Source organism: Phormidesmis sp. 146-12 (assembly GCF_052939495.1).
This window is the reverse complement of the sequence record NZ_JBJPHS010000067.1, coordinates 25,879-37,265: the sequence shown is the minus strand read 5'-3', so window position 1 is coordinate 37,265 and position 11,387 is coordinate 25,879. Positions and strand designations below refer to the sequence as shown.

The following is an 11,387-nucleotide window of genomic DNA, read 5'->3' as shown; positions in this document are numbered from 1 at the left end:
AACTGGTTTGCTGACTGTTGTTACTGTACTCTATAAACCTGAAATGTGCTGTATAGCTAGATTAGAAACTGACGGAAACAAGCAGACTGTCATCCTACCAGAGCAGTTTCATTTGTTGGGTAGTGAGGTCTACGTCAAAAAAATGGGGAATGCGATCGTCCTAATTGCCAAAGATGACCCCTGGCGATCGCTGATTGATAGCTTAGATCAGTTCTCCACCGACTTTATGGAAACTAGAGAAAAGCCTAATGAATATAATGTCTGAAATTATATTAAATATAAATCAGCTTAAGGAATTGATTAAGATAGCGATCGTTGAACTTCTTCAAGAACAGAAGGAAACCTTTGCAGACATCGTTGTTGAAGCAATGGAAGACATGATCGAGCAGCAATCTTCAAGATTTTGAGTCAGCGATCGTAAAGGGCGAGTTTAGAAAGGCTTTGACCCGGCAAGTTTTTCCGCTCTTATTTTGGATTGGGCAATCAAGAGCGATCGCCCCTCCCCACTCTTCAAATCAGCGATTAACTCAAAGTCTTTACCAGTTCCTTGATTTTGCTTTCCTGGCGCTCCATGATTTTGTCGGGGAAACTTAGCTCAATCACAACTCGATTGCCATGCTGGTCAACCACCGACTCCACTTGCTCCACCTGAGCCAGCAACCGTTTGGGCAAAGGCTCATCAGCACTCTGACTCAACAACAACCCCACCAACGGCTGATTATTGCCCAACGCATCCAGGTCATAAATCAACCCCGTCGGCATTTCTAACTGCAAACTGCGCTGATTGATCTCGATCGCCACCGCCTCATAAAAGTGACCCCGCCAATACAGTTGAGCATGAGCATGGATCGGCTTGCGCGTCCTGAGACCACTGGGAGCCGCTTCTCGCTTGCGAAACGATCGCCCAATACTGCTGGCAATAAACCGAAACGACTCCATCGGATCATCCACCCCGTCGCGCTGTTGAGAATACCACTCGCGCACATCTGAGTAGATCACCACACTGATCGCATCCAGTTGAGAGCGAGTCAGATTGATAAACTCGATCGACAACATCGACTGAGATTCATTAATCGGCACGATGCGAATAATCTGCCCCGTCACAAACGCCCTCGCCCCATAATCGCCAATCAGCTCGATCTCAACCTCATTCACCAGGTCAGACCAAGAATCTAAGATTAGCTGACATCCCGTTTCGCTGACGTTGGCCGTCGTACCTCTGAGGGTGCGATCGTCGCTGTAGAGAAGGGCGCTGAGTTTGCGATCGAGACGATGGGCCCGACGCAGTTGAGGCTGTTCAAAGGCGACCAAAATTGCAGACGCAATCAAAATCAGATTAAAAATACTCCAGACCAAGTTGACCAGCACGGCCTCTGAATCTTGGGGACGAAGGATCAGCCAAAAAGGAACGGCTGCGATCGCGGCGGCTACCAATACCCCTGTCATCACTAGTCCCCGCGCCGACCCCCAATCAAAGCTGCGTTTGGTCACCGAAAGTCCTTTGTCCGTGACATTAAACGAGCCTAATTTAGGATTAATCAACGCCAACAGTGTCACCAGTCCCGCATGAAACGACATCGCAAACTCGTAGATTTCGTTCCAAAACGAGAATCGAACGTGTTTGTAGGTGATGTAGTTAGCGTAGGTCGAGATGAAAAAGTGAGGCAAGGCGTAGGCCAGCGTTTCTAGCCCCAGACCTCGGATCGGATTGATGCCAAACACCAGAAATAGAGCAGGTGCCAGCGCATACATCAGACGTGGAAATCCGTAGAAAAAGTGGGAAGTTGCGCTGAAATAGCAAATGCGTTGGGGAATGGACAGCTTTAACCTGGGATTAAATAAGGGATTTTCGAGTCGCAAAATCTGCGCCATGCCTCGCGCCCAGCGAATCTGTTGACCCACATAGGCAGAAAAGTTTTCGGGAGCCAGACCCGCCACCATGACGCGATCGTAGTACACCGATTCGTACCCCAATGAGTGCAGCCGCAAGGAGGTATGACAATCTTCGGTCACCGTCTCGACTGCGATGCCGCCCACTTCCAAGAGGTGAGATTTGCGAACGACCGCCGCCGACCCGCAGAAAAAAGCCGCATTCCAAAAGTCGTTTCCTTTTTGCAGCACTTTGTAGAAAAGCTCGTTGCCGACCGGAATTTTGCCCCCGGTTTGCAGATTTCGCTCAAACGGATCAGGGTTGTAAAACCAGTGCGGAGTCTGCACTAGAGAGACTTTTGGACGGTAGAAAAATCCCACCGTTTCCATGAGAAAATTGCGAACTGGAATGTGGTCACAATCCAAAATCAGAATCAACTCGCCGCCCGTTTTTTTCAGCGCAGTGTTGATATTTCCCGCTTTGGCGTGTTCGTTATTGTCGCGCGTCAGCATTGTGCAGCCCAATTCATCGCACATCTTTCTCAATGCGGCTCGTCGCGATTTGAACTTGTCAGCCCGACCATCATCGAGAATGTAGACGCGCTTTTTGTCTGCGGGATAGTCGATCGCCAGCGCCCCCAGGGTCGTTTTGCGAACAATTTCCACATCCTCGCTGTAAGTGGGAATGTAGATATCTACCGAAAACCATTGGTCAGGTGGAATATTGTCTAAATCAACGGGTTTGCGATTCTTAAGTTGCAGGGTTTGAAAGAACGCCAGCATCAGCGTCAAAATCGCATAAAGTTCTGCAATAAACAGCAAAATACTGCATGTTGCGTCCAGCCAGCCGCTCGTCAGATTAAGCGTGTAGTTGGTGCGGTAATAGAGATAGCGAAACGTCGTAATCAGACTCAGCCACACCATAAACAGATGCAAATATTGGCTGGTGCTTTCTTGAGGCTGTTTTTGCTCCAGGGTCGCCACCAACCAACCGATCGCCACCAAAATAACGGCGACGATGCCCTGCTGCAAGACCGTCAGCGGCGTGATGATCAACGGCACAGACAGCACCAAAAGCACGACCATCAGCCAGATTAGCTGCGATCGTCCGACCCAACTAAGGGTGCGATCAAAAAAGTTGGGAATCAGGTCAGCCAGCCAAGCGACAAGCCGCTCACTTTTACTGCGACGCTTTGGCTCTAGATCAGAAGTTTGACTTGTCATGACGATCTATCCTGCAACACGCTTGAGATAAAGTTGGGCAACTCCGTAGAGCAACAGCGAGAGGGCGATAATGCCCGTGGGCAACAGATACCAGTGGTCTTGCAAAAAGCGACGAGCCTTGGCTAACGGATTCAAGTCTTCAACCCGGCGCGATCGTCCTTCTTGTAAAAACTGAAGCTGGTAGGCATTGGAATCAAACGGAGACAGCGTTTGCGCGTTGGCACTAACCAAAACGGTGTCGTCCTTGAGTTGATAGAACCACAAGTCTTTGCTGAGAATGTCTTGAACTTGTTTTAGACCCGATTCGGTTTGGCCGCTCAGACCCACGAGGACGCGATCGCCATTCCAGGGAGAGAGAATGCTCTTGATCACGCCGCCGTTGTCAGGCAGGGATTGGATGCGCGCCTGATCTGATTGACGAGTGAAAGCCCCGAACAGACGAAAGCCTTTCTCCGTCTCAAATATTTCTTTAATCGGGAAGCGATCGCGGGTGCCAATTCCCACGAGATTGCGCTCTTTTTTGATGGATTCTGGGAGCTTGCCAGATTCGTACACGTCGAGTTTGACCGAGTTGGCCTGGCTGAGTCGTCCCATGCGTTCGCTAAATCTCATCAGCGTCATCAAGTCTGCATCATTGGGTTGGTCGGGGAGAACGATCGCCGTCTGAGACAAATCCTGGGGGGCGGTGAAAGGGTAGCCCGTCGTCAACAGTTTGAGATCGGGGAGTTGGACAGAGGTTTCCCGCCGCAGATTAAAGTCGCTGTCGCTGTGAACCGTTCCCCAAAGCTGCTGGTCGCTCACCTGCCCACAATTGCCTGCTTCTTTGGGAGACAGCTTAAAGGCAACGTCGATCACCGAGTCTGACCGAATCAAATTTTCAGGCAGATTGACGTTAAACACTTCGTTCGTCGCGCCCGCATCAGAGGTAAGCTTTTTGCTGCCTACGCCCACTCCATCGATTCGCACTTCCACAGCCGAATTTTTGGGATTGACCTGAGCACTGTAGCTGTAGCGCAAATTCATCGAACTGCCGCGCAAAAAGCGATCGTCCGGTAATGCCCGAAACGCCACCTGAACGGGAGGAGCCGACGAACCCCGCACCGTCACATCCCTGAATGGCTTGTTGTCCAGCCCTTTTAGCTCACTCAATTTGAACGAATTCGCCACCGGGAGATAGCGCGACCAGACGCGAGGATCGGGGGACGGCACATCGACGAGATCATTGACCAAAATCGACTGACCTGTGCCAATCTGACCGCTCTGAGGCTGCACCAAAAACTGAACCGCCTTCGCAACGCCCTCGGCACTGTTGCCAGACGCGATCAGAACAGGAACGACCCCTTCTTGAGTCGTCGCCAACATCAACACGCCCACATCTCCGGGCAGGGGCGCTTTATTGCCGTCAAGGATCTGGTTGTTGACAATTGGGAAGGGCAGTTTCAGCGTTTTCAGCGTTGGCTGTGATTCGGGAGTGCCGATGATCACGAGGCGATCGTTCCACGCAAATTTCTTTAAGTCTCTGACCAACTGCGTTTCGAGCGGACGAAAATCGGCCATTCGTCCCAAATTGGTCTGAAATCGACTGGAAGCGGTCAGCCAGGATTCATCCAGTTTTGAGGGCACGAGGTAGCTGATGCGGCTGGCATCTAAGCCCAAATTGTCAAAGAAGGGAAAGGGATAGCGGCTAAAATCGAGGGCGATCGGCTGGCTCTGATAGTCAAACACCAGTTTTGAATCAGGCAGCACTTCTGACCAAAGGCTTTTGTCATCTGGATTAGAGCAGGTCGGTGAATTTTGCTGCTGGGCGACGATCGCAATCTCGTTATAGTCCTGAAGCAGATTGATCGGAACGTTGACAACCGCTTCGCCCGTCTGAGCGTCCTTAAGATTAAGCGGCACACTGCCCACACTCGTATCATTGACGCGCACAATTAGATTGGATTTGTTGGCCACCAGAGCCGGAGAATGCTGAAAATGGACGATCGCCTTCGCCGATTTGACCTGCCAATTTTTGGGACGAGTAAAGCCCAATCGCGCTTCTGAATACACGCCCTCTAGCCGAAATCGGTTGCCAATCACCGGACTGCGATTAAATTCTAAAACGTACTGACTGCGTGGGCCGGTATTTGCAAGCTGAGGTTCTGACGGCTTTTTCTCTGGCTGTGGGGTCGGAGCAGGGGTGGGAGCCGCCTCAACTGGGGCCGATTCGGGAGCGGGAGCAGATTCAATCGGGGCAGGTTGGGGAGCAGCAGGAGCGGGTTCAGGTTGTGAAACGGGGGCTTGAGGTTGGTAGACCGGAGCGGGTTGAGCGGGTGGCAGCTTAAATTCTCGGATTAGCTGATCTTCTTGCTTTTGAACACCTTGAGCGGTGACGATCGCCGAGTGGTGTCCCTGAGCGAAGGTGATGACCAATCCGGTGATCAATCCAATGCTAGATAGCAACAATGACCGCAACACCGTCCGGGGTAGACGACGCAAATTTCGCCGGGAGTGACCTGAAAACCGATTGTTCATGGGTGAGTATCTTGGGCAGCTTTAGTAGGGGGTGAAAGGTAGGGCGCGATTGCCGTCGAGGGCAGAAGCCCAAACCAGGCGAGATTTTGCGTGTAATAAGCGGAGTCGTTGTCCCAGAAACCGTTTTGGTAGCGAGGCTTTAACTTTTTTTCGTAAATCTGCTGCGCGATCGCCGGATCGACGACCCGAAAGGCAGCGTACAGCATTCCATACTGAGAAGTCGCATCGTAGTCCACCATCGGTTTGCCCTGGAGGTCGATTTGAGCAGGAATTTTTTGCTGCGATCGCCACAGCTTTTCCATTGGTTCCAGATGTTTCTCTAGGTAGCGTTTGGCGCGTGGCTCATTAAACCACTTCCAATCGAGGGCAACCCGCCACCAGACTCGACTCGCATCAAATCCATAGCGACTGACGACCGTATTGGATTCATCCAAAGCAACGTACTGTCCTGTTTTGGGATCTAGTGCCACCCAGTCACTCGGCAAGCCGATCGCGGAAACGGCCGCCGATCGTTCCAGCATTAGATAGCTACTTTCGACCAGACTGAGCCAATCGCGATCGGGGTCAACCTGAGCAAACAGCCGAAAGGAAGAAGGCGCGAGATAGGACGGATTGAACTTGAGCTTGCCTGCTTTTTGAAAGGCGGCGAGTGGGCCAGGCAGCAAATATCGGTCTGATCCGACGGTCACCGTGGAGTAAGTCCAGAGATCCTTTAATTTAGCCCGCGCCAAACTCAAGTACTCTGGCCGCTCCCATCGACGTGAGGCCAAAATCAGAGCGGTAATCGCATCAATGTCCGCATCACTGGCAAAGTTGCCGTCTAGAATGCCCCATTGTCCGGCGGGATCGCGCCCCCACTGCCAGGCCCAAAGCTGATCGAGTCGTCGCTTGTCGGCTGTTTGTCGCTGTAGGTTGTTTTGTGACCACTTGAGGGTTAGCGCAAAACTGTCGGGATCGTTCGCCAACACAGCCCGCAACATGGCATAGGCTTGACCTTCAGAAGTCGATCGTCCAGTCGCTTCCCAGTCAATCACTCGCCCATCGGTTTGAATAAATCGGTTACGGTAAGCCGTCCAACTTTCAGACAGGAGGGCGGAATGGTCGGGTGTAGCCGATTCTTCAACAGAAGGTCGATCAGAATTTTGGCGCATTAGCAAATCGCAGGCTGTCAAACTTCCGATCGACAGGCTGACGAAAATCAGTAGCAAAAACCGCAGCATTCTGAAAATGGGCGCTCCTGGGAAATGGGACAGTCGTGAAGTAATCTTCTGGGATCGAGGGGGGCAAGCGGGAACCGATAGACCACGAAAACTCAAACCAGATGCACCCAGTGTGATCGAACCTTAATAGCGCTCCCAGGGCGGTTGGAAGCCTCGCTGTCTGAGCATGTCTTCTTGCAACTGCTGAATGCGTCTGGACAAGTTGGGATCAGCGTTGCCCTGCACCTGGAGTTGCTCAAATCGTTCTAGCGCTTCTAGCGGATTGCCCTGAGCGGCGGTTAATTCGGCTAGCGATCGTTGAGCGATCAGATCATCGGGGTTTAGCTCCAAAACCTGGGAGTAGAGGCTGGCCGCCGAGTCAAACTGTCGCTGCTGAAATCGAATTCCTCCCAGAGCAGACAGCGCGTTGGTATTGTCGGGTTCAAGATTGACGATCGCCGCAAACGCATCTTCAGCGCGATCGAGGTTGCCCAAGGCCTGCTCTAGTTGGCCTTTGAGAAACAGCAGTTCGACGTTGTTGTTGCCGTTGGGGGAGGCTTTTCTGACTCTGGCGATCAGTCGATTTGCCTGGGCCCGCGCCTGATTGGGGCTTCGCACCGCCAACAGTTGAATCAGCCTCACCTGCACCGTCACATTGCTGGGATCAGCTTCGATCAGGGCGTTGTAGAGCGCTTCACGTCTGGGATTGCTGGGCAACAGTCCGACTAAGGTGTATAGCTCTTGGGGCGTTTCGGCGGGACGGGCTTGTAAAAAGCGATCGATGACAGCTTCCGCTTCTGTTTCGGTGATTTTCTTGCCCTGGTAGGCGATCGCCGCTCGTCCAAGCTGTAGCTGCTGGTCTTGGGGACTGCGAGAAATCAACTGATCGTAAAGCGTCAAAGCGTCCTCATATCGAGCCTGAGCCAACCGAATCCCTGCCAATCCTCGAATCGCGGCCGTCGTCACATCGCTGTCTCGCGAACTACTAGAAATCAGCGTTTCATAGCGTTTGGCGCTGGCTTCCAGGTTTCCCTGGCGGCGATCGAGTTCTGCCAATAGCAATTCTGGAGCCAGATCGCGCGACCCCACCGAAGTCGCCTGATAAGCCGCCAGGGCCGTCTTCGCCCCATCCAGATCGTTTCTCTCAATCAGCAATTGTGCCAATCGAAAGTTCAAAAACGGCTCATTCACACCCGCCTGAATCAGACTCTGATAGACCGGGAGAAATTCGGGATCGGGTTCCAGTCTCACTAGCGCTTGAGCGATCGCCGCCTGCTGTGCTGGAGAACTGGGCAAAGGTTGGAGAATCGATCGCAGTCGTTGCCGCACTTCAGCTTGAGGCAGAGTCCCTAACTGACTTTCGAGCGCTAACTGCTGAATGATCAACACTTTGTCACTGGGCTGCTGCTGGACGAGTTGACGATAAAGCTGCAAGGCGGTCTGTCGATCTTGAGGAATGGCACTCAGCACATCCGCCACTTCTCGCACCAGAGCCGGAGAGGGGTTGGGCGTAGAGTTGAGCACTTGCCGATAGAGATCAGACGCTTGCGCCGACAGATCTGGACGATTTTCTTGCTTGCCGATCTCATTGAGCGCTCTAGCCAGAGAGAGTCGAGAATCGCCACGATCGCGCAGCGGGTCAAGAATGGCCAAAGCCTGAGTCGGTTGTCGATTGGCTAAATAGGCTTGAGAAAGCTCCGATCGCACCTGCACCCCAAAGGCGTTGGTTTCTCTCGGAAGCTGCCCTTCTAAAATCCGAATCGCCTGAGCCGTGTTCCCCGTCGCCCTCAAGGCCCGCGCATAAGCGATCGCGGCATTTCCGACGATCGGTTTATTCGACGCAGACCGATAGCGCTCAAATAACTCCAGCCCTTTTTGAGGATTGCCGCCGTAGGTGTAGATCTGAGCCGCACCTAACAGAACGTCTGGCGTGGGACTGCCCTGTAGTGCAATCTCATAATCTGCCAGCGACTCGGCAAAGCGTCCTTGAAAGCCGTACAGTAAGCCTCTTTGGGCACGCGCTTCGTTATCTGCGGGACTAATTTTCAACAAAGTCGTCAGCGCCTCAATCCCTCGTGCCTGCCACTCAGTCCGAAAGCCGCCCAAAATCCCGATCGTCTTCAACGCCAACACATTGTTGGGATCTTGAACCAAAACCTGCTGATAGGCTTGAAACGCATCGGCATCCCGTCCGGCTCGACGAAAGGCGATCGCCAGCCCCAATTTTGCTTCCAGTGACTCCGGGTAGCGTTGAATGGCCCCGCGAAAGGTCGCGATCGCCTGATTCACCAATCCCTGTCCCAGTTCGGTATAGCCTCGACGCACTTCACTAGGAACCGTTTGAGCCTGCACCGTAGGAATGCTCACCGCAAACGAGAGAATCGGCGTTCCCGACAACAGAAGCCCCAGGCAAAAGGCAAGGGTGCGGTTTCTTTTACGCTGCTGTTTGGTCAAGTTCACTGAATCAGCCTTCCTCTAGGTGTGACATCAAACTCAGTTCTGACTCGGATGCCAGCGACGATCTCCGAAAATTGATTTCGCTCTTGCACCGAGAAGCCAAGTCGTAGATTGGGCAATAACCGAAAGTCGTAAAACAACTCCAACACATCGGGCGTGCGATCGTTGTTGCGGGCCCGCAGTTTATCGTTCGACAAGCCCCGACCATAGGCCAGCCCCAAGCGATCGTCTTTGGCAAACAGATCCAAAAAGGTAATCCCGCCGCTAAAGGTGTCGCCACCTTCGCCCAGATCGACGTTGTTGTAGCGACCGTATCGCCCAAAGATCCCCATTTTCAGATTGGGAATAAAAGCTTCGGCGTTGATCCCATAGGATTCTTCTCGATCGCCGCGCAAGGGGCCGGTCAGTCCGCCGCCTCGACTGATCTGAAAGATTTCTCTAAAGCCATCTTTGTTGCCAGAGTCGCGATCGGTTGCATACGTTCCCCGCACAATCAGATTGCCATAGCGAATTCCCAACTCGCCCGCAAACCCATCCAGCGCAAAGTCGCTCAGCCCTCTCGACGAAGAAAACGCCGCCGCTTTCGCCTCGATATTGTCCGTCAGACTCCAATTCACCAACAAACCTGGACGAGAGCCAATTCCTGTCGCACTCAGGGCTGGATTGGTCTGAAACACAGGATTAAAAAAGTGAGTCGCGCCATCTTTGGCGAAACTGTTGCGATCGAAATAAGAAGTCAGATCCAGTTGCCCAACCACAAATCGCAAATTAGGAATGTCGCCCAGAGACGTGGCTAAATATAGCTCTGTGACGTTAAACCCATCATTAGGCGTGTCCGTAAACGCATTCCCCGTACTGATATCAAACGTAGCCCCAAACTGGACTCGCGGTGTCAGCGGATAGATCGTCGTCAACCTGGCCCGCGCCGAAGACTCATCTCCCTGATAGAGATAAACGCCCTGTAGCGTAAAGTTGGGCGGAGTCAAAGCAGTACTTCTGAGAAAAGGGCGACTGCGAGGAGACAGCGATCCGGCATCCTGATTAGAGGACTGTGACAACAAGCTATCTTTGGTCGTGGGGTCGATCGCCGTTGTCTGAGCCGTCGTTGTAAACGGAGCAGGATTAGGATTGATCGATCGCACCGCAGAAGTCGGAGCCGTAAACTTCATTTGAGGGACAGTTAGCAGCTTTAGCCCCTGATCAGAATTGGTCGTCGCCGTCACCAACACAGGTTCACGAGCAGGTGTCGCTTCAGTCGTAGGCAAAACCGTCGGAGTCGGCGCAAAAACCGGAATCTGCTGGGAAACCTGCTGAGAACGCACGACTGGCGCACTCCCCGAAAGCTGACGAATCAAATCGTCTTCGCTGACAGACGCAGGAATCGGCTGCTGAAGTTGAGGAACATAAGATCGAGCAGGACTGACCGCCGCAACACTGGGCAACTGACGACTCGCCAAATCTGGATTAACCGACCTCAAATCATTTCGCGGGACAGCAATCTCTGGATTAGACGCAGGGGGATTTGCTTGAGCAGGATTATTTTGTAGCGAGACGATCGCGCCCACCGCCACCGACGAGACTGCTCCCCAAGACAGAAGAGACTTTAGAATGGAATACCTGGATAAGTCAGACATTGTTCACTCACACCATTGCTGATTGATGGACTAACCTTGGGATGTGCCGTCGCCGACAACACTTCAAGGATATTGATCATTAACTTCACTCAGCCGAACTGTCACAAAGAACCAACTTCACACGTTACCATGACCCACTTTGACCTGACTCATTTTTTGGCATCGTGTGACAGTTTACACAATTAAAGCCCGATCCTATCTCCTAGCTTCTTCTCCCAATTCAGGACAAAACCGACTAGACTTGGCTTTTACTTCCAGCTTCTATTCCTCTGGCCCTCAATACTTTTACCTCACAATCAGAACCTCAAGACGCTGATCTCGCCATCAAGGCTCAAGTGGTGGTCTCGCAGGCTTTAGATAAAGTTAAGGGTTGACGATTCCGGATGAATGCGGAAAATTGAGCTTAACGAAGTAGGAGTCGCGTAAACAACCTGCAAATGACCTGCATTTGTTGTGACGTTCACTCTTTTCTAGAATTTCAAGTCAACTT

Annotated in this window: 7 protein-coding genes; 2 read left to right on the top strand and 5 right to left on the bottom strand. The window is 52.3% G+C overall.

All coding sequences use genetic code 11. From position 1 onward, the window contains the following. Together ACKFKF_RS23635 and ACKFKF_RS23630 are read left to right on the top strand one after the other, a co-directional pair. Positions 1 to 265: antitoxin (locus ACKFKF_RS23635; protein WP_446869941.1), on the top strand; the 265-nt coding region annotated here is incomplete at its 5' end. Beyond that, positions 249 to 407, top strand: a complete 159-nt coding sequence (locus ACKFKF_RS23630; RefSeq protein ID WP_446869940.1) for a hypothetical protein — start codon at positions 249 to 251, stop codon at positions 405 to 407. The genes ACKFKF_RS23635 and ACKFKF_RS23630, both read left to right, overlap by 17 nt. A gap of 115 nt (positions 408 to 522) precedes the next feature. Here the strand turns inward: ACKFKF_RS23630 and bcsA are convergent, their stop codons facing one another. The 5 genes from bcsA to ACKFKF_RS23605 all read right to left on the bottom strand — a co-directional run bounded on the left by bcsA (position 523) and on the right by ACKFKF_RS23605 (position 10,897). Beyond that, the gene (bcsA, locus tag ACKFKF_RS23625; protein WP_446869939.1) at positions 523 to 3,093 is read right to left on the bottom strand and encodes a UDP-forming cellulose synthase catalytic subunit; all 2,571 of its coding nucleotides are present in this window, start codon (positions 3,091 to 3,093) and stop codon (positions 523 to 525) included. 6 nt (positions 3,094 to 3,099) lie between these two features. Next, positions 3,100 to 5,607, bottom strand: coding sequence for a cellulose biosynthesis cyclic di-GMP-binding regulatory protein BcsB (locus ACKFKF_RS23620; protein WP_446869938.1), 2,508 nt, complete (start codon positions 5,605 to 5,607; stop codon positions 3,100 to 3,102). Then, a complete protein-coding gene (locus ACKFKF_RS23615; protein WP_446869937.1) occupies positions 5,604 to 6,827 on the bottom strand; it encodes a glycosyl hydrolase family 8 in 1,224 nt (407 codons plus the stop codon). Before ACKFKF_RS23615 ends, ACKFKF_RS23620 begins: the two co-directional genes overlap by 4 nt. Positions 6,828 to 6,950: 123 nt before the next feature. Further along, a complete protein-coding gene (locus ACKFKF_RS23610; protein WP_446869936.1) occupies positions 6,951 to 9,266 on the bottom strand; it encodes a tetratricopeptide repeat protein in 2,316 nt (771 codons plus the stop codon). Next, positions 9,263 to 10,897 carry a carbohydrate porin gene (locus tag ACKFKF_RS23605; protein WP_446869935.1) on the bottom strand — a complete coding sequence of 545 codons (1,635 nt, stop codon included), beginning with the start codon at positions 10,895 to 10,897 and terminating at the stop codon, positions 9,263 to 9,265. The genes ACKFKF_RS23610 and ACKFKF_RS23605 overlap by 4 nt, the downstream gene beginning before the upstream one ends. Positions 10,898 to 11,387: the final 490 nt, after the last annotated feature.

Excerpts from the sequence above, each read along its gene's own strand:
- ACKFKF_RS23605 (WP_446869935.1), bottom strand. The coding sequence starts at position 10,897 with ATGTCTGACTTATCCAGGTATTCCATTCTAAAGTCTCTTCTGTCTTGG.
- bcsA (WP_446869939.1), bottom strand. The coding sequence starts at position 3,093 with ATGACAAGTCAAACTTCTGATCTAGAGCCAAAGCGTCGCAGTAAAAGT.
- ACKFKF_RS23630 (WP_446869940.1), top strand. The coding sequence starts at position 249 with ATGAATATAATGTCTGAAATTATATTAAATATAAATCAGCTTAAGGAA.
- ACKFKF_RS23615 (WP_446869937.1), bottom strand. The coding sequence starts at position 6,827 with ATGCTGCGGTTTTTGCTACTGATTTTCGTCAGCCTGTCGATCGGAAGT.
- ACKFKF_RS23620 (WP_446869938.1), bottom strand. The coding sequence starts at position 5,607 with ATGAACAATCGGTTTTCAGGTCACTCCCGGCGAAATTTGCGTCGTCTA.